At 36.1% G+C, this 24,707-nt stretch carries 27 protein-coding genes; 1 reads left to right on the top strand and 26 read right to left on the bottom strand.

What is annotated here, in order from left to right:
* Positions 1-73: 73 nt before the first annotated feature.
* The 5 genes from acpP to CP368_RS01590 are packed head-to-tail and all read right to left on the bottom strand — an operon-like array spanning position 74 to position 5,447.
* On the bottom strand, positions 74-316 hold the full coding sequence (gene acpP, locus CP368_RS01610) for an acyl carrier protein (protein WP_025005836.1): 243 nt from the start codon (positions 314-316) through the stop codon (positions 74-76).
* A 30-nt stretch (positions 317-346) separates the two neighbouring features.
* Positions 347-1,348 (bottom strand): phosphate acyltransferase PlsX, encoded by a 1,002-nt coding sequence (gene plsX, locus CP368_RS01605; RefSeq protein WP_098045688.1) that lies wholly within the window; start codon positions 1,346-1,348, stop codon positions 347-349.
* 19 nt (positions 1,349-1,367) lie between these two features.
* Entirely contained in the window at positions 1,368-3,398 is a 2,031-nt protein-coding gene (recG, locus tag CP368_RS01600) for an ATP-dependent DNA helicase RecG (protein WP_098045687.1), read from the bottom strand.
* Positions 3,399-3,401: 3 nt separating this feature from the next.
* Positions 3,402-5,063 (bottom strand): DAK2 domain-containing protein, encoded by a 1,662-nt coding sequence (locus CP368_RS01595; RefSeq protein ID WP_098043915.1) that lies wholly within the window; start codon positions 5,061-5,063, stop codon positions 3,402-3,404.
* Between the two features lie 21 nt (positions 5,064-5,084).
* The gene (locus CP368_RS01590; RefSeq protein ID WP_003547910.1) at positions 5,085-5,447 is read right to left on the bottom strand and encodes an Asp23/Gls24 family envelope stress response protein; all 363 of its coding nucleotides are present in this window, start codon (positions 5,445-5,447) and stop codon (positions 5,085-5,087) included.
* A gap of 157 nt (positions 5,448-5,604) precedes the next feature.
* Here CP368_RS01590 and rpmB point away from each other — a divergent pair, with 157 nt between their 5' ends.
* The gene (rpmB, locus tag CP368_RS01585; protein WP_025005840.1) at positions 5,605-5,790 is read left to right on the top strand and encodes a 50S ribosomal protein L28; all 186 of its coding nucleotides are present in this window, start codon (positions 5,605-5,607) and stop codon (positions 5,788-5,790) included.
* 97 nt (positions 5,791-5,887) lie between these two features.
* Here rpmB and CP368_RS01580 read toward each other — a convergent pair whose 3' ends face one another.
* The 21 genes from CP368_RS01580 to efp form a co-directional block, all read right to left on the bottom strand.
* A complete protein-coding gene (locus CP368_RS01580) occupies positions 5,888-6,097 on the bottom strand; it encodes a hypothetical protein (RefSeq protein ID WP_087235451.1) in 210 nt (69 codons plus the stop codon).
* Between the two features lie 137 nt (positions 6,098-6,234).
* On the bottom strand, positions 6,235-6,921 hold the full coding sequence (locus tag CP368_RS01575) for a thiamine diphosphokinase (RefSeq protein ID WP_098043916.1): 687 nt from the start codon (positions 6,919-6,921) through the stop codon (positions 6,235-6,237).
* On the bottom strand, positions 6,921-7,571 hold the full coding sequence (gene rpe / locus CP368_RS01570; RefSeq protein WP_087363636.1) for a ribulose-phosphate 3-epimerase: 651 nt from the start codon (positions 7,569-7,571) through the stop codon (positions 6,921-6,923). The genes CP368_RS01575 and rpe overlap by 1 nt, the downstream gene beginning before the upstream one ends.
* A 12-nt stretch (positions 7,572-7,583) precedes the next feature.
* A complete protein-coding gene (gene rsgA / locus CP368_RS01565; protein WP_087176438.1) occupies positions 7,584-8,474 on the bottom strand; it encodes a ribosome small subunit-dependent GTPase A in 891 nt (296 codons plus the stop codon).
* Positions 8,475-10,490: a Stk1 family PASTA domain-containing Ser/Thr kinase gene (pknB, locus tag CP368_RS01560; RefSeq protein WP_098045686.1), complete on the bottom strand. Its 2,016-nt coding sequence runs from the start codon at positions 10,488-10,490 to the stop codon at positions 8,475-8,477. It lies immediately after the preceding gene.
* Positions 10,480-11,235: a Stp1/IreP family PP2C-type Ser/Thr phosphatase gene (locus CP368_RS01555; RefSeq protein ID WP_025005845.1), complete on the bottom strand. Its 756-nt coding sequence runs from the start codon at positions 11,233-11,235 to the stop codon at positions 10,480-10,482. Before CP368_RS01555 ends, pknB begins: the two co-directional genes overlap by 11 nt.
* Before the next feature lie 4 nt (positions 11,236-11,239).
* Entirely contained in the window at positions 11,240-12,604 is a 1,365-nt protein-coding gene (gene rsmB, locus CP368_RS01550) for a 16S rRNA (cytosine(967)-C(5))-methyltransferase RsmB (protein WP_098045685.1), read from the bottom strand.
* A complete protein-coding gene (gene fmt / locus CP368_RS01545; protein ID WP_098045684.1) occupies positions 12,555-13,499 on the bottom strand; it encodes a methionyl-tRNA formyltransferase in 945 nt (314 codons plus the stop codon). The genes rsmB and fmt overlap by 50 nt, the downstream gene beginning before the upstream one ends.
* Before the next feature lie 12 nt (positions 13,500-13,511).
* Positions 13,512-15,911 (bottom strand): primosomal protein N', encoded by a 2,400-nt coding sequence (priA, locus tag CP368_RS01540; protein WP_098045683.1) that lies wholly within the window; start codon positions 15,909-15,911, stop codon positions 13,512-13,514.
* Positions 15,912-15,960: 49 nt separating this feature from the next.
* The gene (rpoZ, locus tag CP368_RS01535) at positions 15,961-16,185 is read right to left on the bottom strand and encodes a DNA-directed RNA polymerase subunit omega (protein WP_003627587.1); all 225 of its coding nucleotides are present in this window, start codon (positions 16,183-16,185) and stop codon (positions 15,961-15,963) included.
* A 2-nt stretch (positions 16,186-16,187) separates the two neighbouring features.
* Positions 16,188-16,802: a guanylate kinase gene (gmk, locus tag CP368_RS01530; protein WP_025005848.1), complete on the bottom strand. Its 615-nt coding sequence runs from the start codon at positions 16,800-16,802 to the stop codon at positions 16,188-16,190.
* 136 nt (positions 16,803-16,938) lie between these two features.
* Entirely contained in the window at positions 16,939-17,379 is a 441-nt protein-coding gene (locus CP368_RS01525) for an ASCH domain-containing protein (RefSeq protein ID WP_025005849.1), read from the bottom strand.
* Complete coding sequence (gene recN / locus CP368_RS01520) at positions 17,372-19,054, bottom strand: DNA repair protein RecN (protein WP_087176432.1); 1,683 nt, start codon at positions 19,052-19,054, stop codon at positions 17,372-17,374. Before recN ends, CP368_RS01525 begins: the two co-directional genes overlap by 8 nt.
* 10 nt (positions 19,055-19,064) lie before the next feature.
* A complete protein-coding gene (locus CP368_RS01515) occupies positions 19,065-19,877 on the bottom strand; it encodes a TlyA family RNA methyltransferase (protein ID WP_056945479.1) in 813 nt (270 codons plus the stop codon).
* Positions 19,878-20,747, bottom strand: a complete 870-nt coding sequence (locus CP368_RS01510) for a polyprenyl synthetase family protein (protein ID WP_098043920.1) — start codon at positions 20,745-20,747, stop codon at positions 19,878-19,880.
* A 1-nt stretch (position 20,748) separates the two neighbouring features.
* Positions 20,749-20,991 (bottom strand): exodeoxyribonuclease VII small subunit, encoded by a 243-nt coding sequence (locus tag CP368_RS01505; protein ID WP_025005852.1) that lies wholly within the window; start codon positions 20,989-20,991, stop codon positions 20,749-20,751.
* 2 nt (positions 20,992-20,993) lie between these two features.
* Positions 20,994-22,337 (bottom strand): exodeoxyribonuclease VII large subunit, encoded by a 1,344-nt coding sequence (gene xseA, locus CP368_RS01500; RefSeq protein WP_087176430.1) that lies wholly within the window; start codon positions 22,335-22,337, stop codon positions 20,994-20,996.
* A complete protein-coding gene (locus CP368_RS01495; RefSeq protein WP_098043921.1) occupies positions 22,334-23,179 on the bottom strand; it encodes a bifunctional methylenetetrahydrofolate dehydrogenase/methenyltetrahydrofolate cyclohydrolase in 846 nt (281 codons plus the stop codon). The genes xseA and CP368_RS01495 overlap by 4 nt, the downstream gene beginning before the upstream one ends.
* 59 nt (positions 23,180-23,238) lie before the next feature.
* Entirely contained in the window at positions 23,239-23,631 is a 393-nt protein-coding gene (nusB, locus tag CP368_RS01490; RefSeq protein ID WP_025005855.1) for a transcription antitermination factor NusB, read from the bottom strand.
* Positions 23,632-23,638: 7 nt separating this feature from the next.
* Positions 23,639-24,070 (bottom strand): Asp23/Gls24 family envelope stress response protein, encoded by a 432-nt coding sequence (locus CP368_RS01485; RefSeq protein ID WP_025005856.1) that lies wholly within the window; start codon positions 24,068-24,070, stop codon positions 23,639-23,641.
* Between the two features lie 17 nt (positions 24,071-24,087).
* Positions 24,088-24,657 (bottom strand): elongation factor P, encoded by a 570-nt coding sequence (gene efp / locus CP368_RS01480; protein WP_025005857.1) that lies wholly within the window; start codon positions 24,655-24,657, stop codon positions 24,088-24,090.
* Positions 24,658-24,707: the final 50 nt, after the last annotated feature.

The following is a 24,707-nucleotide window of genomic DNA, read 5'->3' as shown; positions in this document are numbered from 1 at the left end:
TTTCTATTTATTTTCTAATTATAAACACAAAGTCGGTCGTATGTAAATAACGATAGGGCTTTTTTTTAGGAAATTAACCTTGATGTGACTTAATATATAATACAGCGTCACCAACAGTTTTAATTTTCTCAGCTTCGTCATCAGGAATTTCTGAACCAAATTCATCTTCAAGTTGCAAAATAAATTCAACTAAGTCGATAGAATCAGCGTCTAGATCATTTGTAAAATTAGTATTTTCAGTAATTTTATCTTGATCAACATTAAAATTATCGGCAATTAAGGTTTTAATTTTATTGAAAATTTCTTCTTCTGTCATACAAATTCTCCTTTTTAATAAACTATTGTACTATTTTGTAGCGAATTCGTCTTTAAAATCTTGCACCAAATTTTCTTTAATCATTTTATCAACTTGTTTTAAAGTGAAATAAATTGGACGTTCATTAGAGCGGCCGTGAGTTTTAACCACTGGTGCATTAACTCCAAGCAAAACTGCACCGCCATACTTAGCTGTATCAAACTTTGATTTAAGACTTGATAAAGAGCCCTTTACCATCAAAGCTCCTAATTTAGTCATAACACCACCGTTTAACAAGCTATCTTTTAGCAAATGCAAGATTACGCTTGATGTACCTTCAATATTTTTAAGAACAGCATTGCCAGTAAAACCGTCTGTAACTACTACATCAGCTTTGCCTAGTAATAATTCATTCCCCTCAATGTTCCCTTGGAAGTTAAGGTCACTATCTTTTAATAATTCATAGGCAGCTTGGTGAACCTCATCCCCTTTATCACTTTCAGAACCATTATTTAATAGCATGATGCGAGGAGTTTGAATGCCACGAATTTTTTCAGCATAATATGATGCCATTTCTGCCCATTGAAGTAAATATTCAGGTTTGCTCTTAGCATTGGCACCTACATCGACCATATTAAAGCCGTCATCACTATTTTGAACTGGTAAGGTTGGCATTAAGCCTGGACGAGTAATGCCCTTAATACGACCGATGATAAAAATACCACAGGCTAATAATGCACCAGTATTACCTAAAGAAAGAAGAGCATCGGCCTTTCCTTCTTTAACAAAGTTTGCTGCTACAACCATTGAAGAATCTTTCTTTCTTCTAATTGCCTTAACGGGTTCATCTTCATCGGCAATCACTTCGGTGGTTGCAACTACGCCCAATTGATCATTAATTTGATCAGCAGGAATTAAATTACGTAATTGTTCTTTATCACCGAATAATAAAAACTTAGTTTCAGGCATTTCATCTTTTACCTTTAAAACAGCTTCAACGATTGCTTCAGGCGCATTATCTCCGCCCATCGCATCAATAGCAATTGTTCTCAATATAATTCACCACAATCTTTTAAATTCTATTTTGTTCTAATTGTTTATATTCTAGCACTTGGTTAAGTGTCTGATGATCAGCTAATTTCGGATCTTGCTGAACTAATTCTCGCGCCACTTTTTGCGCAACAACCAAGGTATTGTAGTTATTAACTACATCTCCCACGCGAAATTCAGGCAATCCAGATTGAGCTTTACCAAAAAGATCACCCTCGCCACGCATTTTAAGGTCTTCTTCTGCTAATTTAAAGCCATCATTGGTAGCAGCAATTATTTTCATTCTTGCTTTACCAGAATCAGTCTTCGGATCAGCTATAAAAACGCAATAACTTTGCGTCTTACCACGTCCAATTCTTCCGCGAAGCTGATGCAGTTGACTTAATCCGAAACGATCCGCATTATAGATGACCATCATATTGGCATTAGCCACATCGACTCCAACTTCAATTACGCTAGTTGTAACCAAAATATTTATTTTTCCACTAGCAAAAGCGGTCATAATTTCGTCCTTTTTAGGACCGGGCATTTGACCATGAAGCAAAACCACATTTTGATTAGGAAAATCATGACTTAACTTAGCATGTAATTCCTCCGCATTCTTTAAATCCAATGTTTCAGATTCAGTAATCAGCGGCGTAACAGCATATATTTGAAAACCTTGTGCAAGTTGCTCCTGCATTTTCTGATAAACATCTTTCATCTGACTACTAGTCTTCCAAGATGAAATGATTGGTTTTCTACCGGCAGGCATATGATGAATTTCAGAAACAGTCATATCTCCATATACTGTTAAAGCCAGCGTTCGAGGAATTGGAGTGGCCGTCATAGCTAGAATATCAGGCTGATCACCTTTATTAATTAAAGCCTGTCTTTGTCCAACGCCAAAACGGTGTTGTTCATCAATGATTACCAAGCCTAACTTTTTAAAAATGACACTGTTCTGAATTAAAGCGTGTGTGCCAATTACCACATTAATTGTGCCATCAGTTAATTCACGATAAATTTCTCTACGCTCGAGTGTTTTGGTATTACCTGTTAATAGAGCAACTCTTACGCCCAAGGGCCTCAGTAATTCATCAATCTTTTTAAAGTGCTGTGTAGCTAAAATTTCAGTTGGCACCATCAAAGCTGCTTGATAACCCGCAGTAATCGCCGCAAAAATAGCATAAACTGCAACAACAGTTTTACCAGATCCTACATCCCCTTGTAACAGACGACGCATTTGACCTGATGAATGCATATCAGCAAAAATTTCATTAACAACTTCTTTTTGATCGTCTGACAATTCAAACGGTAAAGAAGAGGTCAATTGAGCTATTTCTTTTAAATCATAATTTTTAGGATAGCCTGCTTGTTTGCCATCATGGCTAGCCAAAAGAGCTAGCTGCAATTCAAAAATAAAAAATTCTCGAAAGATTGCACTTCTTTTAGCTAGATTTGCTTCAGTACTATTTTTAGGATGATGCATTTTTTGAATAATCGCTTGATCAGTCAACAAACGATATTTTTCTCTAATGCTCTGGGGAACAATATCTTGTACTTTATCTAAGAAACTATCTACCGCTAAATTAATCAAATTAACTAGCTTTTTTTGTTTAACATGACGATTAACAGGATAAATTGGCGCCATGCCACTATCATTTTCTTTTACTGCAACAAATTTAAAGGCAGAAAGACTTTGACGAGCAACATTATATTTACCATAAATTGCTACTTCTTCGCCAATTTCAATCTTGCTCTTAAGCCATGGCTGATTAAAAAAATTGACCATGATTACATCATGGTCAATTCTCATTTTAAAACTTAGGCGACTCTTCTTATAACCAAAACGACTAACAAAAGGTTCGGTGGCTACAATTCCCTTTAGCATTACTTTTTGACCATCCATGATTTGATCTAAAGGCAATGTCTGCAATTCGTCATAACGAAAAGGAAAATAAAAGAGCAAATCATAAATACTATAAATGCCTAAGCTACCTAGATCAGCCGCAGTTTTTGTTCCTACACCTTTTAAATCTGTTACAGGAGCAAATAATGCGTTTTCTATCATTTTTTATTCAACTGATACTAAGAAGTGATATACAGGTTGACCACCATCATGAATTTCAAATTCAAGATCATCATGACTGGCTTCAAGAGCTTCAACAACCTGTTGTGCCTCATCTTCGCTTGCATCACGACCATACATAATAGTGATAATTTCTGAATCTTCATCAAGCATCTTTTCGATCATTTCGATAGTAGTATTGATCAAATCAGCGTTATCAACCTTAATATTACCGTCGATGATACCAAGGTAATCATTCTTGTGAATTTCTACGTCGTCAATTTCAGTATCACGAGTAGCTTGAGTTACTTCACCTGAAACTACAGTGTCGAGATCTTCTGACATAGCTTCAACGTTATCATCAACGGAAGCATCTGGGTTAAATGAAAGCATTGCAGTGAGACCTTGTGAGATAGTCTTGCTTGGTACGATACCTACTGGAATGTCACTAACTTCTGCAGCTTGCTTAGCAGCCATCACGATATTACCGTTGTTTGGCAAAACAATTGCCTTCTTAGCACCTGACTTCTTGATTGCATCAATAAAGTCTTGGGTTGATGGGTTCATTGTTTGACCACCAGAAATAATTCTGTTTATGCCTTCGCTTTCAAACAATTTTCTAATACCGTTACCAGAAGCTACGGCAATAACAGCAAAGTCAACTGATTCTTGTTGTTCTTTATCTTGATCAACGATGCTTTCGTGTTGGATACGCATGTTGTCGATCTTGATCTTGCCTAATTGACCGAATTGACTACCGTACTTGAAGACATCACCAGGGTGTTCGGTGTGAACGTGAACCTTAGCAATTTCACCATCAGATACAGCTAAAAGTGAGTCGCCCAAACCTGACAAGTGCTTTCTGAATTCTTCCAAATCGAATTTCTTCTTGTTTGGCACGTCAGCGTTAAGGTCAACCATAATTTCAGTACAGTAGCCATTCTTGATATCTTGAGTAGCTAGTTGACTTTGTACAGAAGATTGGTGGTGCATTGCGTTGATCATTTCATCCATTTCAGTTTCGTCAGGTTGATATTGATCAGCAAAGTTTTCACCAAGAAGACCTTCTAAGAAACCTTCATAAATGAACAAAAGTCCTTGACCACCTGAGTCAACAACACCAACTTGCTTCAATACTGGAAGTAAATCTGGAGTTGATTTAAGAGCCTTCTTAGCACCTTCAACAACTGCCTTCATTACTTCAGTAACATCATCAGTGTCATTAGCCTTAGAAGCACCTTCTTGAGCAGCAACACGAGCTACAGTCAAAATAGTACCTTCGACAGGTTTCATTACTGCCTTATAAGCAGTAGCTACACCATTTGAAAAGGCGTTAGCCAATTCTTGTGCAGTTAAGGTCTTCATGCCTTGAGTAGCCTTGTAAAAGCCGCGGAACAACTGTGAAGTAATAACACCACTGTTACCACGTGCACCCATCAACATTCCTTTAGCTAAGCTTTCAGTCAAATCACCAACATTGCTGCTAGGATTTTCAGAAACGGCTCTTGCCCCACTTTCAATAGTTAAATTCATGTTGGTACCAGTATCACCATCAGGAACTGGGAACACGTTCAATGAGTTAACAAACTCAGCGTTCTTACCAATTCTGTGGGTGGCAACACGCACCATATCTCTAAATTGCTTACTATCTATTTCATTTAAAACCACTATTTAAAACCTCCGCTTACGTTATTCGTCAAGTACCTTTACACTTTGAACGATTACATTAACGGCTTTAGTGTTAATTCCTAATTGATTAGAAAGATTAAATTTAACACTATCTTGAACATTCTTACTTACTTCAGAAATCTTAAGCCCATAGCCTACGATAATGTATACATCAACAGTGATTTCGTTATCTTCTGACTTGACAACAACACCGCGCTTATAGTTGGCACGGTTAAGAATTCCATCGAATCCATCACGAATGGCATTTTTTGAAGCCATTCCCACAACGCCATAATTAGACGTAGCTGCGCCACCAACAACAGTTGCGATTACACCGTTTGAAATATCAATCAAACCATCTTTTGTCTTGATCTTAACAGCCATGTTCTTCCTCCGTCTTATTATCTACATATACGATTATTATTTTATCATAGTACTGCCGTAATCAATAAATAAAATACGTCCTAAAAAAAGTTGAATTGCGACAAAACATATGATAACCTAATTAAGTATGACACCATATATAAAGGAGGTTTAGCAAATGGCTAAAGATTACGTAACAGGTAAGAAGACCACATTCGGTAACAAACGTTCACACTCATTGAACTCAGCTCGTCGTGCTTGGAAGCCAAACCTTCAAAAAGTTCGCATTCTTGTTGACGGTAAGCCAAAGCGCGTATGGGTTTCAACCAAGGCTTTAAAGTCTGGTAAAGTTACTCGTGCCTAATAACCAGCCTTGCAGATTTATCTGTAAGGTTTTTTGTTTGCTAAAAATTTTGTACATCAAAAAAGGACAACTGATTTTTCAGCTGTCCTTTTTTAAATTATTTCATAATATTATGATTTTTATCATCATCTGAAATTTCATCAGCCATTCTTTCCTTAATTGGAGTATAGGCATATTCAGTAATCATTTCGCCCAATTTAGTTGGCAAGCCCAAGTCTTGGTAAGTAACGTTTCTAGCAAGGCCATTAATAGTTGCTACTTCCTTCTTCTTTTTCTTATCAAAAACGTGAACATGGTTTTTGTGCATTTAATTTTCTACATTTTGTTTTGCGCGATCAAGTCTTGCTTCATAGCGACCATCTTCAAAAGCGGCCACATTCTTTTCAAAATCAATATATTTCATAATTAATCCTTGATTCTTTTTCATCTATTTTAAACCAATCATTAAAGATTATGAAAGCGATTAACATCTTTTGAATAAATCGCCGCAAGCATCCCTTTTTCAAAATTAATTTCAAATTGAGAAGTATTCGGCAAAAATTCATTTGAAGAAAACACTCGTGGATAATCTCCAGAATAATGGTGCAACTCATAACGGGCACCTAAAATATTAAAATCTTTAATTGCAGTTAAAGCAGCAAAACCAATATATGGGTACTCTGATACTTTCTTTATTACATGACGTCCCGGATTGAAAAAGACAATTTCATTTTGCTTATCCATTATTGAGACCTGTTCAGCGAATTGTCGCAGAGATGGATCGAGCAGCATTAATAAATTAATTAAAAAATGATCTATTCTGCCCCCTGTTGCACCCAAAATATTTAAATTATCAATCTGATAATCATCAAAAACTGTATGCAGCATCAATTCAGAATCAGTCAAATCTTTAACCGGATTTGAATAACGAATATCTCTTACATTACTTTCAATTTCCGCTAGATCTGCTTTTTTTAATGAGTCAAAATCCCCCAGCGCTACATCAGGAGTTATTCCTAATTCTTCTAAGTACAAAGAACCACGATCTACTCCAACAATAAGATTATTTGTCTTTCTTGCATCTTTAAGTATTTCTTTGATGTTAACAGGCCACAAATCTGTTGGTCCACCTAATAATGCATATGCTTCCATTACTTAATAATTTTTTCTAATTTAAGTACTTGATTTGCAATATTACCATTTTCATATAAATAAGAGCCAACTACAAAGACATCAGCACCTGCATCTTTGGCAATTTTAATCGTACGGTCATTAATGCCACCATCAACTTCAATTGCCATGTTTGGTCCTACAATTTCTCTGACTTGCTTAATCTTCTCAGCTGAATCAGCAATAAAGCTTTGACCACCAAAACCAGGATTGACGGTCATGACTAAAACTTGTTTAATTTTTGGCAAAAATTTTTCGACAACGTCAGCTGGAATATCCGGTTTAATTGCTAAAACAGCCTCAACTCCATTAGAAGCCAAATAATCAAGCCAATAATTCAGCTTGGATTCACTCATCGCACCATAATGCAGCTCCATGATATCTGCTCCGGCTTCAACAAAGGCTGGAATAAGATCATCAGGATTATTACTCATAAAGTGAATCTCAGCATCTGTCATGGGAAATTCACGTTTAAAATCACTAATTAATTGTGGTCCAAAAGATAAATTTGGCACAAAATGTCCATCCATAATATCAATATGGAAACGATCAATGCCTACTGCAACAGCATCTTTAATATTTTCTTTTAAATTTAAATTATCTGCGTTCAAAATTGATGGCGCAATAATCATTTTCTTCTCCTATTATTTTAAATATTCGGGTAATCGGCCTTCACTAATTTCTGTCCGCATTGCCAGATAATCATCATAACGATGAGGCATTATTTGGCCTTCTTCAAGCAACTTTTTAACTTCACAGCCAGGTTCCTTTAAATGTTGGCACCCTCTAAATTTACATTTGCTGCTAGCACGTTTAAATTCAACGAAATAGTTACATAATTCATTCAATTTGATCGGTGTTAAATCAATCGAAGAAAAACCTGGTGTATCAGCTAAGAAACCTTCACCTAATTTAAATAATTCGACTTTTCTAGTAGTATGCTTACCACGGTTTAAACTAGTAGAAATTGCTCCCGTTGCCTGATTAGCATCCTTCTTCAAATGGTTAAGTAAAGTAGATTTACCTGCACCAGATTGTCCTGCCAATGTCCAAATTTGCCCCGCTTTAATCATTTGAGGAATTTGAGCTTCTACATCATGATAATCAGTAAACACTGGATAACCAATTTCTTGATAATATGATAGTTCTTCTTTAATTTTAGCTAACTTGTCACCTTTTAATAAATCGCTTTTAGATAAATAAATAGTGACTTGTACTTTTTGCCAAGAAAAGAAAGTTAAAAAGCGATCCAATAATTCTAAAGAAAAATCAGGTTCAACCGCAGAAATAACTAACAATACATGGCTGACATTTGCTACAGCGGGACGACCAATTCTGTTGAGTCGCGGTAAAATCTTTACCAAGTAACTCATACCCTGATCATCTATTTGAATTTCTACATGATCACCTACTGCAGGTTTTTGCTTTTTTTGACGAAAAACGCCGCGAGCACGCGTTCTAACGATACCCGCAGCAGTTTCCACATCATAATAACCAGCAATTAACCCGACAACGGTTCCTTCTGCTAGTTTCATTTATTTTGTCACCTTTTCATTCAAAACAGTTTCTCCGTTACGAACTACGCGCAACTGGCCGTTTCCATCCTTAATTGAAAATGGAATTGAGAAACTCATATCACGTTTAATATATAAGTCACGATAGATATTACTCAAGGAGTGATCATCATCTTTGATATAAATCTGAACATGGTCGCCTTTACTATTGTCTTCCTTAGTGTCAGTTTCTCCACTTTTACCATCGAATTTATCATCCTTTTTCAGATCGCTGCCAACATAATTAACAGTAAATGTCTTCGTAACAGTAGTATCTTTTTCTTCTTTTGGACCGCGTGAAACTTTAATGGTTACCGTAGATCCACGATCAACCTTAGTACCCGCTTCCGGCTGCATTGAGATAACCAAACCTCGCTCAATTTCATCAGAATATTCTTGATTAATCTGTAAAGTTAAGCCATGTTCCTTAGCATAATCTTGCGCACTCTTTAATGAGTAATTGTGCAAATCTTTTAAGGTAACGGTATTTATCTTTGGCTTTATCTGTTTTCCTCGAGAAACCACCAAAGTAATTGTAGTCTGCGTTGGTTTTACTTCTACACCAGCAGCAATACTCTGAGAAATGATGTTGCCTTTAGCCATTTTATTTGAATATTGATCTTCTCTAACAACATCGAAGCCTTGATTTTCTAATTTTTCTGCAGCTTCATCGTAATTATCCCCGACTACATCAGGTACCTTTACCATGCTGGTACCACTAGAAACAATTAAAATGATAGCCTTTCCTTGATCCACTCTATTACCGGCTGCTGGTTTAGTACCAATTACATTACCTTTTTTAATGTCATCAGACTGGCGTCTAATTACTTTTCCCACTTGTAACCCGGCGGCTTCTAACCGTTTTTCAGCACGCTTTTCAGTTATATTAGTTACATCAGGAATATGAACTTGACGTGGTTTATTATTATTGCCACTTAGTGCGAAAATCATAATAAAAATAATTAATCCAGCGGCAATAACTGAAAAAATCCACCACCATTTATGACTTTTAACATTTTGCCAAAAGTCTTTTTTCTTTTTCTTTTTATCAGGTTTATTTCCCTCTTCAGATTCTACAGTCTGCTCTTTTTCGGGGGCTTTAAAACCTGGCAGAACGATTGTTTTATCATTATTGTTACCATGATTAGGCACAAAAACCGGCTCATCTGCTCTTTCGGGATCTAAGCTACTATCTAGGTCAGCCTGCATGGCTTGTGCTGTAGCATATCGATCTCGTGGATCCTTAGCAGTTGCTTTTAACACAACATTTTCTAATGCTTGCGGAACACTTTGATCCTTCTTTCTAATAGAAGGTATTGGTTCCTGCGCGTGTTTTAACGCAATTGAAACAGGAGTATCACCATTAAACGGCACAGTGCCTGTAATCAATTCATACAGAATAATCCCTAAAGAATAAATATCGGACTGCTTAGTAACCAATCCGCCTCTAGTTTGTTCAGGTGACATATAATGAACTGATCCCATGACAGAATTAGTCTGCGTCACAGAGCTCTGATTCAAGGCAACCGCAATACCAAAATCAGCAATCTTAATATTGCCTCTCTTGTCCATCAAAATATTTTGTGGTTTAAGATCACGGTGGATGACATTATGTTTATGAGCCAAAGCAACTGCACTTAGAATTTGATCCATAATGCGAATCACTTCATGCAAATCCAAAGGAGCATTTTGACGAATATACTCTTTCAAATCTGGACCATCAACATATTCCATTACCATATATGGCAATCCATGATCAGTTCCTACATCAAGAACAGAGACAATATTAGGATGACTTAATTCACTAGTGGCTAAAGCCTCTCTTTGAAAACGAGCTTGTGTTTGAGGTTCATTTTGTAAATCTAACCGTAATATTTTAACTGCTACTTTACGTTGCAGAATAATATCTTCAGCCAGATAAACATTGGCCATACCGCCTTCGCCTAAAGTATCAATAATGCGATAACGTTCACCAAGCAGATAACCTTTATCGATCACTGCTCTCGTCCTCCTTATTCCAAATTAGGCAAACGGTAATATTGTCACCACCACCTAATCGATTGGCTTCACTAATTAATTTATTGCATCGTTCTTTTAAGCTTAATTCTTTTGTAGCTAAAACTTGTTGTATTTGTGGATCACTGAGTGAGTTTGTTAATCCATCAGTACATAGCAAAATGATGTCGTCATCATCAAGCTTAATTTCCTTAACTTCAGGATCAATTGTACTAGATACACCTAGGGCTTGAGTAATGATGTTCTTTTGGGGATGATGCTTAGCCTGTTCCTTAGTAATTTGCCCCATTTTGACTAGCTCATTAACTAAAGAATGATCTTCAGTTAATTGGACAAACTTTCCTTCGGAATAACTATAAGCACGTGAATCGCCCAAATGAGCTATCAACGCATTATCCTTAAATGCAAAAGCTAAAACAATTGTCGTACCCATTCCATTTAAGTCAGGAAATTTATCAGCTGTTTTTAAAATTGTTTCATTTTCAGAATTTAATTGCACATCTAGCCATTTTCGAGCAATATTAGCATCAGTAAAATCTGTTATGCCAAAATTATGTCCTAAGTGAGTGACAGCCATTGTAGAGGCAACATCGCCGCCTTGATGGCCACCCATACCATCACAAACAATTGCTAAGGTAATTCCCTTACGATTCTCAAAAACTTGTACAAAATCTTGATTGCTTTTTCGTACCTTGCCGATACTTGAAGCGTATGCTGTTTCAATCAAAAATCTAACCTCGTAATCTAAATTTTGCAATGAAAAATCCATCATTGCCATCTTGATCAGGCATTATTTTTAACATTCCTGTCTTGGACTCAAGCTTGCTTAATAAAAATGGTTTTAATTCAAAATCAGGATGAGTTCGCAAGAATTGCTTAACTACTTCTTCATTTTCTTCCATTGAAATTGAACAAGTTGAGTATACTAATTCTCCCTCAACTTTTAACAATGTGCTAACAGAATCTAAAATCCCTGACTGAATTTTTTGTAAGCTCTTCAAATCTTGCAAACTCTTGGTATAACGAATCTCAGGCTTGCGTCTTAATAGTCCCAAACCTGAACATGGAGCATCAACTAAAATTTTAGTGAACTCACCTGCATTAAACATTTCTTGCGCTTTTCTAGCATCACATGCCTTAGTTATTACTTTGTCCGACACATGCATGCGGCGAGCATTTTCTTTTACTAGACGTAATTTCTTTTCATGAATGTCTAGTGCAGTTACATCACCAGTGATATTTTCAGCAATCTGGACAGTTTTCCCGCCAGGTGCACTACATGCATCTAAAACATGTTCAGCTTGATTTTTATCAAAATCAAAAGCTTCTACCACTAAGCTAGCGGCTTCATCTTGAATTGTCAACTTTCCTTGTTCAAATAAATCACTTTCGCTAATGCCACCATGACTTAAAACGGCGTCATTAAGAGATAAATTTGACCATTTCGGTTGATATCCTTCTTTTGTTAATTGATCAAAAACATGATTTTTATCTGCTAGTGATGAAATTCGCACACTATTTTTGGCTGGTTCATTAATACTGCTTAAAACTGATTTTGCTTTTTGCATTCCCCAATTGTCAATTAAATACTTAACTAACCATTTAGGAACGCTTTCTTTAATACTTAAATATTTAACGGTATCCTTTTCATCAGGTAAAATCACACCGCGTCTAATAAATGCACGCAAGATTCCGTTCACTACTCTATAGCCTGAAGAATGATGTTTGCCAAACTGCTTAGCTAGTTTATTAGCTTCATCTAGTACAGCACGGTTAGGAACCTTGTCTAAGAATATTATCTGATAAAGTGACATCAACAAGAGCGGCTTCAAATATTTTTCAGTGATTTTTGTTTTAAGCAAACCGGTCAATTGATATTCCAAAAAAAGGCGATATTGAATCGTTCCGTAAACAATTCTAGTTGCTAAATTTTGATCAGCAATCGATAAATCAGAATGCTTTAAACTATTGTTCAAACTAATATTTGAATATGAGCCATTTTTTAAGACTTTAATTAAAGTATCTAAGCTAATTGCACGGGCACTTTTATTTGTCGACAATTTCTTCTCCTGGGGCAAATTTACTACCTTGACCATTTAAAAAGTTCTTAATATCCATCTTCTTCTTGCCGCTTGGTTGTACCTCGAGCAAGTTTAAAACAGTACCATTAGCAAAGCTAATTGCAAAGCGGTCCTTATTAGCTACTACGCAACCTGGCTTTAAATCAGTACTATCCTTAGCAACTTCTGCTTTCCAAACCTTGAAGCGCTTGCCTTCAAGCATCATATAAGCACCTGGATCTGGATTAAGAGCACGGATCATATTGTTAGCTTCAGCAGCTGTCATAGTAGGAACGATGCGTTCTTGTTCTTTAGTAATATTAGGTGAAAAGACTACCTTATCTGGATCTTGAGGAATCTTTTTAACGCTGCCATCAATAATCGAAGGTAAAGTCTTCAAAAGTAAGTCTCTACCTACAATTGATAATTTATTAAATAAAGTTCCTGCATTGTCATCTGGCTCAATCTTAATTGCTTTTTGAGAATAAATATCACCAGCATCCATTTTCTTTACCATTTCCATAATGGTGATACCAGTTTCTGCATCCCCATTAATGAGTGAATATTGAATTGGTGCACCACCACGATATTTTGGCAAAAGTGAACCATGGACATTAACAGCAGCAATTTTTACTGAGTTTAAAAACTTAGTTGGCAAGAACTGACCGTATGCGGCGGTGACGATTAAGTCAGCATGCATATCAATCAATTGTTGCATTTCTTCTGAGCCAGACAATTTCACTGGTTGAAAAACAGGTAAATTATGCTTTTCTGCAGCAATTTTAGCTGGGGTCTTAGTGATCTTTTGTTTACGACCAACCTTTTTATCAGGCTGCGTTACAACAGCCTTAATTTCATAATTATTTTTGATTAAGCCTTCTAATACTGGAACTGAAAACTCTGGTGTTCCCATGAATATTACTGATGTCATTAAAACAACTCCTTACATTACTCTTTCTGGTTCATTATCGATAAAAATACTTAAACCATATTTCTTAGCTTCTTGAGCAGAATCTTGAACATGGTGCAATAGTTTATTTAAATTTGGTTCTTTTTTATATTTTACCAGTATTTGGTAATAATATTGATTTTTTACTCTAGAAATTGCACTTGGCGATGGTCCTAAAATTATTGCTTGATTATTTAAATGCTGCAATAAATATCTTTTTATCTTGAATGCTTCTCTAGCCGCATTTTGCTCTTTTTTAGCAGCAACTGATATTAATACTGTATAAAAATATGGTGGGTAATTGCCAGCATGACGCATATGCATTTCATAACCATAAAATTTTTCATAATCCTGCGTTTGTGCCAATTGAATGGCATAGTGTTCTGGATTATAAGTTTGAATTAAAACTTCGCCTTCCTTGTCAGCACGACCTGCACGTCCTGCGACTTGCGTCAGCAACTCAAATGTTTTTTCTGATGCATTATAATCCGATAACCATAATCCCGTATCTGCGTTAATTACGCCAACTAAAGTTACATTTGGAAAATCTAATCCTTTAGCAATCATTTGAGTTCCTAACAAAATATCCGCCTCATGGTTACCAAATGAATCCAAAATCCGCTTATAACTGCCTTTTCTCCTAGTTGTATCAACATCCATTCTTAAAATTCTAGCTCCTGGTAAAAGTTCTTCAAGTTCTTCTTGAACTTTTTGGGTTCCAGTACCTAAAAAACGGATTTTTGAACTTTGACAATTAGGACACCGAGTAGGAATTGGCTCTGTATGTCCGCAATAGTGACATTGCATACTATTAGTATCTTTATGCAAATTAAGTGAAACATCACAATTAGGACATTTCAAAACAAAACCACATTCCCGGCAAAGCATGAAATTAGCAAATCCTCGCCGATTAAGCATCAAGATGACTTGCTCTTTTTTCTCTAGTCTTTTCTTAATTGCATCGACTAATTCAACAGACAAGTCAAATTGCCCACCTGCAAATTGAACATGCTTAAGATCAATCAAATTAACTTTAGGTAATTTTTTATGATTTGCACGTTTAGTTAAACGTAATAGATGATATACATCTTTTTGAGCACGTGCTCGACTTCCTAGTGATGGAGTAGCACTTCCTAGTACTAATGGACAATGGTGATATTTACTACGCCAGAGTGCCACATTTTTAGCATTATAACGAGGATTGGTCTCTTGTTTATATGATGATTCATGCTCTTCATCAATTATGATTAATCCAATATTATCTAGCGGAACAAAAACTGCACTTCTTGCTCCAACTACTACTTGAATTTCACCACGACGAATTCTACGCCATTCGTCATATTTTTCCCCTTCAGATAAAGCACTATGTAAAACGGCCACTTTATCACCAAAACGTGCCTTTACTTGCTTTACCATTTGCGGTGTTAACGAAATTTCTGGCACTAGCATCAAGGCATTTCTTCCTTGAGCTAAAGCTTGTCCAATTGCATGCAAATATACTTCTGTCTTCCCACTACCAGTAATTCCTTCAAGTAAAAAGGTCTCTGCATTACGCTGATCAATTGCGCTATTAATTTGATCCAACGCAGCCTGTTGTTCATCATTTAAAGTCACTAGAACTGGCTTTTTTTCATCTTCAAAACCAGCTAAGGGATTACGATAAACTTCGACAGCTTTTCTTTTTAGCCAACCTTTTTTAACAGCTGAATTTAAATTAGCTGCCGATAAGCCTAACCCTTTTGTCAAATCACTTTGACTTTTAGGATAATCATCTTTATTTTCAATAATATCCATCATCAATTGCTTTTGCTTAACCGCATTTTGACGCAAAGTATTGTAAATCTTGGTGTATTCTGCAGAATCTAGCGCTAATTCATACTGATTTTCTTTTTTCTCTTTAGCTCTATTTTCTACAACATATTCTATTTTGGCATCATCATTTTTCAGCAATTGATGAACTTTTTTTATTTGCTTCAGATCCATCATTTTAGCTAAATCAATGGGATCACCTTGAAAGAACGGCATCTTTTTAGCTTTTTCATTTGCAGGTACTAACAGTTTACGATAGCCTGCCCGCATTACCCATGGCAACATTGCTTGTAAAATGGTAATTCGATATGAAAAAATATTTTGTGCCAAATTTTCAGACAATTTTATTAATTCTGGTGTAAGTGGTGGCATTTCATCCACTGTCACTAAAAGATCTTTTAACTTACCTGTAAATTGACTTTTTGCCTCTATGCCTACTACAAAGCCTTGAACTTTTCTTCGACCAAACGGTACTATTACTCTTGAACCAATTTTGACATCTTTTTCTAATTCAGCCGGAATATGATATTCAAAAATACGATCTGTTTGCTTGGTTGCAACATCAACAATAACCTGAGCAATCATCTAATCACCTGTAAAAAAGACCTCCACCCAAAGGATGAAGGTCAGTAAATTAGTCTTCGAGGTTAACCTCGGCATGAGCTGGGTCAACCGTTACTTTACCAGCGGCAATTTCTTCAAGTGCCTTACCAACTGCCTTATCACACTTGAAATGATCTAAAGTTGGTGGATCGCCAGCTTCAAGTTCATGTGCTCTCTTAGCAGCAAGTACAGATAATGAATAACGTGAATCAACACGTGACAACAATTTATCAATTGATGGATAAGTAATTCTCATGATTAATCCTCCTTGACCATCTTACGATAGTCATCAATTACACGCTTAACACTGACATGCTCTGCATCAACAATTGCCTTGATATGGTCTACTGCATTAGCAACTGTATCATTTACAACTGCATAATCATATTCTTCCATTTCCAAGATTTCATTTCGAGCTTGTTTAATTCTACCACGAATTACATCTTCTGACTCAGTACCACGATGTTCTAATCGCAGGTGCAATGTATGCAAATCTGGTGGAGTTAAAAAGATGAACACGCCATCAGGCATTTTCTCACGGACCTTAGCGGCACCGTTAACGTCAATCTCCAATAAAACGTCTTTGCCATCATGTAACATCTTTTTTACAGGACCTAATGGCGTACCATAATAATGTCCAACGTAATTATTATATTCTAATAACTCACCATTTTTAATAGCTTCTTGAAAACGTTCTTCACTTACAAAGAAATAATCTTTTCCATCGACTTCGCCGGGACGAGGCTTACGAGTAGTCATTGAAACTGAATACTCAAATGGAAAGACTTTGTTTTCAACAATAGCACTTTTTACAGTTCCTTTACCAACACCTGAAGGACCCGAAAGTACTAATAACAAACCTTTATCTGCCATGCTGAACTCCTCTTAGTAACTATTAATATATCTAGTTTGCACTAAAATCAATAGTTTTTCAAGTTTTCTCTTTATGTAGTTCAACCGTAGACGTCTCAAGGCATCAAAAAAGTAGACTGATAGCCTATTTTTTGCCTCAATCTACTTTTTCAAAAGTCTCACAAACTACTTCAGTATTTTCACTAAAAATAGTGTTTAAATTTTCTCGACATTCCCATGCAAAAAAATTTTCATGAATTTTTCGCCAATAATCATATGAGCGATCTCCTTCACCCTCTAAATATGCATGTTCAGCAGAAACATTTTTAAATGGCATAATTTCCACGGTTTTATTTCGAATTACGCACACTGGTTTATTTTCTCCATTTAAAACAATAGCATATTGACCGACTGTGGGAACATCTTCATCTGGATCATATACGCTTGTAGTAGCGGTTTTAATGCCACGATTAATTAAATCGCTTAATACATCAGCATCTTGGCTATTTCCGCCAAATGCATAAGCACCTTCTAATTCTCCCGGATTAACATGATGTTTTTGACAAAAATCCATCCAAAACTTATTGATACTATTCATCTTTAATACTCTTAATCAAATCAGCAGCGTTCTTTTTAGCCGCATCTGTTACATCTTGTCCTGCCATCATTTGAGCAATTGCAGTAATAGTTTCTTCCTTGCTTAAAGGTCCTATTTGAGTAAACGTAGAACCATCTTTTACTTGTTTTGCAACTAAATAACGTTGATCACCTGCAGCTGCAACCTGTGGAGAGTGGGTTATAGCAATTACCTGCTTGTCTTGACCAATAGAATGCATCTTTTTACCAATTGCGGCAGAAACACGTCCTGAAACACCTGTATCAATTTCGTCAAAGATCATCGTTCCAACAGGTTCAACATGACTAAAGATAGCCTTCAATGCCAATATTAATCTCGATTGCTCACCGCCTGAGACAATTTTTACTAACGGCATTAGATCTTCACCTGGGTTAGGTGCAATCAAGAATACAATTGCATCTGTACCTTTAGCCGTAAAAGTTTTGGTTTCTTCAAAATTAATAGAAAAGCGGGCCTTTTCCATATAAAGATCTGCTAATTCTTGTTTTATTTGCTCTTCTAGTGAATGGGCAACTTTTTCTCGAATTAGGTGCAATTGTCTAGCTTCTTTGGTCATCTTTTCTTCAACTTGTGCCACTTCTGCTTGCAGCTTTTCTTCATCTAAACCGCCAGTTTCAAACTGACCAAGTTCTTTTTGCACTTTAGCGTAAAAAGCAAAGACATCTGCCAACGTTGGACCATACTTTTTCTTCAATGAGTTCAACGTATCTAAACGATTAGTTACATATTGGAAACGTTCTTCATCAAAATCCATCTGATCCATCAAATTAGACAACTCACTACGAGCGTCGTTTAAAGCATACACTCCGTCATCAACAGTTTTAGCAAAATCTTTAAATTTTGAACCAAATTCCGTTAAATCTGTCGCTGCATTTTGTGCATCCCCTAATAACGTTGCAATTCCGTGCTCGTCATCATCGTACAGCTGCATAAAATAATTGGCAGTATCTGCAATTTTTTGATAATTATTTAATTCGTTAAATTCTTCCTCTAATTTTTCATCCTCATCAGGATCCTCCAAATTAGCAGACTCTAACTCATCATTTTGAAATTGAAGAATATCTTGTTTTTGAGCCAATTCTTGTGCATCTTGACGCAAATGACGCAGTTGATTAATTAACTTTTGCCAATGGCGATAATCCTCTTGATACGCTGATAATTCTTCTTTAAAAGAATCAGATGCATAATCATCAACTAAATCAATTTGACGATCTTGATCCATTAATATTTGCTGATCATGCTGACCATGAATATCAACTAAATAATTGCCGATTTCACGTAAAACATTGATAGTAGTTAATTGACCATTAATACGTACTATATTTCTACCCTTGATGGCTAATTCTCGGCTAATCACTAATTGATCGTCATCATGTGGCAGACCATACTTTTCACAAAGCTCCGCAATCTTTTCTTTTTGATTATCAAGTACAAACAAACCCGTAATTACAGCCTTTTGTTCTCCAGAACGGATCATCTCTTTTTGACTACGGCTTCCCATCAATAATGAAACCGCATCAATGATTATTGATTTACCAGCACCAGTTTCACCGATAATCACGGTCATTTTTTCTTGAAAGCGAACTTTTAAGCTTTTAATAATCGCAAAATTTTTAATATCTAGTTCAACTAGCATTTTTCCACTCCTAGAGACTATTTACAGCACGTTCTACTACTTCTGCTGGGGTACTTGACCACAAATTACGACCACCGTTAGCTTCGTCTTTTTGCAAATGAATCAAAAATTCAATGTTTCCTTTACCACCTTTAATTGGTGAATAATCAACATCTAAAACATTAAAACCAATTTCCATTGCCTTTTGCATAGTATGTTCAATTACATTTTTATGGACTTCATGATCGTGAACAATACCATGCTTACCAACGTTTTCTGGACCTGCCTCAAATTGTGGCTTAATTAGACAAACAGCATCACATTGATCCTTTAGGATTTCATACATTGGCGGCATGATCAAATCAAGTGAAATAAACGAAACATCAGTCATCGCAAAATCAGGTAAGCCTTGATTAAAATCTTCAGGTTTAGAATAACGGAAATTCTGCTTCTCCATTACTACTACACGTGGATCATCTCTTAATTGCCAAGCTAATTGATTGTAGCCTACATCTAACGCATAAACCATCTTGGCCCCGTTTTGCAGAGCAACATCGGTAAAGCCACCAGTTGAAGCTCCAATATCTAAACAAATCTTATCTTGTAAGTCGATGTCAAAAACCTTCAATGCTTTCTCAAGTTTGAAACCACCACGAGAAACATATTTTTTACCATCATCTTTGACGTAAAACTTCTCGCCTTCAGGGAACTTAGTTCCGCTCTTATCAATTCTTTGATGATTATGATCTGAAACTAAGCCCGCCATAATTGCTCTTTGCGCAGCAGAACGAGAATGAAAGATTCCTTGTTCAGCTAATAAAACATCTGCTCTTTGCTTTGCCATTTACAACACCTTTTGATATAGATTCAAAAAACCAGCTAATACTTCTCCATTCAAGCCATGCAAATCATCTTTAGCTTGATCAATCAAATCCCTTAATTCCTTCCGGCTTTGATTAATTCCCAATAAAGTTAAAGTATTATTTTTGCCTTCTTCTTTATCCTTATGAGTAGCTTTGCCGGCTTCTTCACTTGTCTCAACCACATCAACTAAGTCATCATAAATTTGATATGAACGACCAAATGCTTTGGCAAAATCAATTAATTTAACTTGTTCAATATCGCTAGCCTTAGCATAAGTAGCTGCCATTTCCACACTGGCTTGAATTAAACAACCGGTTTTTAGCCATTCCATCTTGTTGATAAACTTAGCGTCATCAGCCACACTTGCATTATTAGTGGAATCAATATCAAGATATTGACCACCAACCATACCGTTAGGCCCGACTGCCTGTGTAATGATGGCAACTAACTTGGCAGAACGACTACCTTCTGCTATCCATTGAATGCCTAATGGTAAAAGTGCATCCCCAGCTAAAATAGCCTCAGCTTCACCCCATTTTTTATGACTAGTTAACTTACCACGACGATAATCATCATTATCCATTGCAGGTAAGTCATCATGAATCAAGGAATATGTGTGAATTAATTCAATCCCACAAGCAATTCTAATTTCAGGCTCTTCTATTTTGCGTCCTAATGTATTCAAGATTGCCAAAAACAAAAGGGGTCTTAATCTTTTACCACCAGCCATAACTGAATAAGCCATGATCTGACTAATTTTCTTGTCATCAACCTCTGAAGCTAAATGTTTAGCTAGATAATCATCAATTACTGGTGTCCAATCTTCTTTAAAATATTCAAATGCTGTCATATTAATCCTCTGGAGCTGCTGCATTATTTGGATCTAGTTCATGTTCAGTACCATCACTATCAATCAACTTGGCTACAGTTTCTTCTGCACTAGTCAACTTTTTATCTAGTTCACGACTAATCTTTACTCCTTCTTGAAATTCCTTTAAAGCATCTTCAAGTGGTACATTTCCGTTTTCAAGATTAGTGACAATTTTTTCTAAACTATTTAATTGTTCTTCAAAATTATTTTTCTTTGTTGGCATATTTATTTCCTTACCTCTGTAACTGTTGCTGTAACTTGTCCATCTTTAAAATGAAGATTTAAATGATCATCTTTTTTAATTTGATTAACTGAACTAATAGTTTCTCCATCTTCATTAGTAGTATAAACAAAGCCACGTTCTAAAGTTTTAAGTGGACTATAATCATCAAGTTGTTGAACTACTTTACTAAAATCACTACGCTTACTCTTTAGATAATGACGCATATTGTCATTTAACTGTTTAGTCAAAAAATTTTCTTGTTGTTTCATTCCTGCAATTTGCTTATCAGGACTAACGCTGAGCAAACGCTGTTTTAATAAACGATAATTTTGCAAAGAATTATTCACTTTATTTTGAATACTATTTTGCAGGCGCTGCTTTAATAAATCAACTTGTTGAATTTGTTGATCATAAAGTCGGGTAGGTTCTCTCATAATTACAGAGTTTTTAATTCGATTTAAACGATCTCGTTTTTGGCTAATATTATTTTGCATTCCTGCAATTAACCGACTCTGTAATTGATGAATTCCTGCCAATTCATCTGCCAAATTAGGCGTCGCATACTCAGCGGCTGCAGTTGGCGTAGCCGCCCGTGCATCAGCTACTAAATCACATAAAGTAGTATCTGTTTCGTGTCCTACTGATGAAATAACCGGCATTGGCATTGCATAAACTTGCCGTACTACTTCCTCTTCATTAAAAGGCCACAAATCTTCTAGTGATCCACCACCACGACCAATAATCATTACATCATATTTATCGCCTTGTGCAGCAATCTGGCGCATGGCTTTAACTAATGAATCAGCCGCAGTATCGCCTTGTACTTGTGCTGGGAATAGATCAATTTCCGCATGAGGAAAGCGGCGGTTAGCTGTCACCATAATATCATGAATAACAGCTCCAGAAGCACTAGTTACGACTGCGATCCTATCAGGAAAACGTGGCAGTTTTCTTTTATGCTCTGGATTAAATAAGCCTTCCTTAGCTAATTTAGCTTGAAGTTGCTTTAATTGTTCATAAAGCGCTCCAAGTCCGGCCGGTTCCATATTCTCCGCATAAAACTGATATGAGCCCTGTGGTCCATAAACGCTAACATAGCCAACTACATATACCTTCATTCCTTCTTCAGGCTTGAATTTCACCTTATCAAAGTAGGAACGAAACATCACCACATTAATTTTAGACTTTTCATCTTTTAATGAAAAATACTGATGTGAATTTCGACGATAACGAAAGTTAGACAATTCACCTTGCAAAAACACCTTATGCAAGTAAGGATCATTTTTAAATTTTTGCGTAATATAATAATTTAAATCTGTAACCGTTAAATACTTATTATCGGTCATTTATTTTGTCTCCTAGTCAATTTAACTACTGCTTCCATCAAGAATTGCACAGTTAAGGGACCTACACCACCTGGAACAGGAGTAATATAACTGGCCTTTTCTTTTACTTTATCAAAATCTACATCACCGACTAATTTACCATCAACGTGGTTCATACCAACATCAACCACAACTGCACCATCTTTAACCATATCTGCTTTAACTAAAAATGCCTGACCAGTTGCAGAAACTAAAACATCTGCCTTTTTAGTAATTTCACCCAAATTCTTAGTTCTTGAGTGCGCAATCGTAACTGTAGCATTTTGTTCCAACATTAAAGCTGCTAAAGGCTTACCTACAATATTGCTACGGCCAATAATTACAACGTTTTTACCTTCAAGTGGAATTTCATAATGCTTAAGTAAAGCAATGATCCCTTCGGCAGTAGCTGGTTCTACAAAATGGTTACCCATCCAAAGATGACCAATATTAGCTGGAGTTAATCCATCTACATCTTTATTAGGATCAATTCTTTCTAGCAAGGCATCCGCATCAATTTGTTTAGGAGCTGGCAATTGTACCATTAAACCATTGATTGCTGGATCTGCATTTAATTTATCAATTAAAGCTAAAGCTTCTTCTTGCTTTGTATCAGCCGACATTTGATAAATGTCTTGGATAATACCCATTTTTTCAGCACGACGCTTTTTAGTTCGAACATAGATTTTGCTTGCAGGATCGTCCCCAATATTTATTACGCAAAAATGTGGCGTTATTCCCTCATCTTTTAATTTCTTAACCTTTTCTTTAAGATTTTGACCTAATAAATTTGCAAATGCCTTACCATCAAGAATTTTTTCCATTATTTTTTCTCCTTATTACTAAAAAATAGCCGGCAAAGCTGCCGGCTATTCAATCGTTATTAAACAAAGTTTGCTAACATACCATTAATAAATGGTTTTTCTTTTGGCTCAGCAAATTCGTCACATAAATTTAAAGCTTCATTAACTGCTGCCTTAGGATCAATTTCATCACTATTCTTAATTTCAAAAAGTGCAACTTCCATAATAGCAACAACTATTTGACTTACACGTTCAAGACGCCAGCCCTTTTTCAAATGACTAGTTAATTCAGACTGCAAATCTTCACGATTTTCAAGTACGCCTTCAATTAGTTTCTTTGAATAGGCAGAAAGCTGTTTTAAATTAAGTGTTGCGACGACTTTTGCTTCCACATCTTCAGCAGTTAAATCTGGCTCTTGATTAGCCAAATATACTGCTTGCATAGCAACTTTTCGACTTTCGTGTTGGTTCATTATCTCTCTATTCATCCTCCGGAAACAGCTCTGAGGTGGTTTGACTTTCTTCAGCGTCATTTTCATCTTCTGGGAAAGCTAAGCCTACCACATGAACATTGATTGACTTAAGTTCAAGGTCAGTCATTTGTAACAATTGAGCCTTCAATTCCTTTTGAATTTCCATTCCCACTTTAGGAACATTAACGCCACTTTCAAGGTAGACATAAACATCAGCAATTAATTTATTATCTTCGTCAACTTTTACGTTAACGCCCTTACCGTGATCTTCACGGCCAAGAACCCAATTAAGTCCTGACTTTAAGCTACCACGCATTCCAGCAACGCCATCAATTTTTTCAGCAGCAATCCCCAAAATAACTTCTAGAACACTTGGATCAATTTTAATTTGTTCGCTGTTTTCTTCACCACTTAAGAGAATTTTTGAACTATCTGCCATTTTGTTACCTCAAAAAACTACTTATTTGCACGTGATACGTATGTACCATCAGAAGTGTTGATAGTTAATACGTCACCTTCGTTAATAAAGAATGGTACGTTAACTACCAAACCAGTTTCCATAGTAGCTGGCTTACCACCACCTGATGAAGTATCACCCTTGATGTTTGGTTCAGTCTTAGCTACCTTCAAATCAACAGTATTAGGTAATTGAATACCTAAAGTTTCACCTTCGTGCATGATTACGTTAACTACCATGTTTTCTAACAAGTAGTTAGCTTCATCCTTGATTTGTTCATTTGGAATAGCTAATTGATCATAAGTTGAAGTATCCATGAATACGTAACTTGAACCGTCATTGTACAAGTATTGCATTGACTTAGTTTGAATATCTGCAGTTTCAACCTTTGCAGTTGAACGGAAAGTATATTCTTGGACAGCACCGGTTCTCAAGCTCTTAAGCTTTGAACGTACGAATGCACTACCCTTACCTGGTTTTACGTGTTGGAATTCAACAATACGCCATAAATCGTTATTGTATTGAATAGTTAAGCCATTCTTGAATTCGTTTACTGAAATCATTGTCATAATAAGTCCCTCATTTCTACAATTATTATCTTACCAATCTTAGACCGTTT

It is taken from the genome of Lactobacillus sp. UMNPBX17 (genome assembly GCF_002553735.1).
In the GTDB taxonomy this organism is placed as follows: Bacteria; Bacillota; Bacilli; order Lactobacillales; family Lactobacillaceae; genus Lactobacillus; species Lactobacillus gallinarum.
This window is presented reverse-complemented; position numbering and strand designations above follow the sequence as displayed.

What these genes read in the sequence shown, in the direction of transcription:
- recN (WP_087176432.1), bottom strand. Translation starts at nt 19,054, where the DNA reads ATGCTAGTTGAACTAGATATTAAAAATTTTGCGATTATTAAAAGCTTA.
- efp (WP_025005857.1), bottom strand. Translation starts at nt 24,657, where the DNA reads ATGACAATGATTTCAGTAAACGAATTCAAGAATGGCTTAACTATTCAA.
- fmt (WP_098045684.1), bottom strand. Translation starts at nt 13,499, where the DNA reads ATGACATCAGTAATATTCATGGGAACACCAGAGTTTTCAGTTCCAGTA.
- CP368_RS01485 (WP_025005856.1), bottom strand. Translation starts at nt 24,070, where the DNA reads ATGGCAGATAGTTCAAAAATTCTCTTAAGTGGTGAAGAAAACAGCGAA.
- CP368_RS01580 (WP_087235451.1), bottom strand. Translation starts at nt 6,097, where the DNA reads ATGCACAAAAACCATGTTCACGTTTTTGATAAGAAAAAGAAGAAGGAA.
- CP368_RS01575 (WP_098043916.1), bottom strand. Translation starts at nt 6,921, where the DNA reads ATGGAAGCATATGCATTATTAGGTGGACCAACAGATTTGTGGCCTGTT.
- CP368_RS01510 (WP_098043920.1), bottom strand. Translation starts at nt 20,747, where the DNA reads ATGACAGCATTTGAATATTTTAAAGAAGATTGGACACCAGTAATTGAT.
- acpP (WP_025005836.1), bottom strand. Translation starts at nt 316, where the DNA reads ATGACAGAAGAAGAAATTTTCAATAAAATTAAAACCTTAATTGCCGAT.
- gmk (WP_025005848.1), bottom strand. Translation starts at nt 16,802, where the DNA reads ATGGCAGATAAAGGTTTGTTATTAGTACTTTCGGGTCCTTCAGGTGTT.
- priA (WP_098045683.1), bottom strand. Translation starts at nt 15,911, where the DNA reads ATGATTGCTCAGGTTATTGTTGATGTTGCAACCAAGCAAACAGATCGT.
- recG (WP_098045687.1), bottom strand. Translation starts at nt 3,398, where the DNA reads ATGATAGAAAACGCATTATTTGCTCCTGTAACAGATTTAAAAGGTGTA.
- rpoZ (WP_003627587.1), bottom strand. Translation starts at nt 16,185, where the DNA reads ATGAGAATTACTTATCCATCAATTGATAAATTGTTGTCACGTGTTGAT.
- CP368_RS01525 (WP_025005849.1), bottom strand. Translation starts at nt 17,379, where the DNA reads ATGAATAGTATCAATAAGTTTTGGATGGATTTTTGTCAAAAACATCAT.
- rsmB (WP_098045685.1), bottom strand. Translation starts at nt 12,604, where the DNA reads ATGGTCAAGGTAGTAAATTTGCCCCAGGAGAAGAAATTGTCGACAAAT.
- rpe (WP_087363636.1), bottom strand. Translation starts at nt 7,571, where the DNA reads ATGATTATTGCGCCATCAATTTTGAACGCAGATAATTTAAATTTAAAA.
- CP368_RS01590 (WP_003547910.1), bottom strand. Translation starts at nt 5,447, where the DNA reads ATGGCTGTTAAGATCAAGACAAAAGATGGTTTGATTGATATTTCAAAC.
- rsgA (WP_087176438.1), bottom strand. Translation starts at nt 8,474, where the DNA reads ATGAAACTAGCAGAAGGAACCGTTGTCGGGTTAATTGCTGGTTATTAT.
- CP368_RS01505 (WP_025005852.1), bottom strand. Translation starts at nt 20,991, where the DNA reads ATGCCAACAAAGAAAAATAATTTTGAAGAACAATTAAATAGTTTAGAA.
- rpmB (WP_025005840.1), top strand. Translation starts at nt 5,605, where the DNA reads ATGGCTAAAGATTACGTAACAGGTAAGAAGACCACATTCGGTAACAAA.
- nusB (WP_025005855.1), bottom strand. Translation starts at nt 23,631, where the DNA reads ATGAACCAACACGAAAGTCGAAAAGTTGCTATGCAAGCAGTATATTTG.
- CP368_RS01515 (WP_056945479.1), bottom strand. Translation starts at nt 19,877, where the DNA reads ATGGCAAAGCAAAGAGCAGATGTTTTATTAGCTGAACAAGGAATCTTT.
- xseA (WP_087176430.1), bottom strand. Translation starts at nt 22,337, where the DNA reads ATGACCGATAATAAGTATTTAACGGTTACAGATTTAAATTATTATATT.
- CP368_RS01495 (WP_098043921.1), bottom strand. Translation starts at nt 23,179, where the DNA reads ATGGAAAAAATTCTTGATGGTAAGGCATTTGCAAATTTATTAGGTCAA.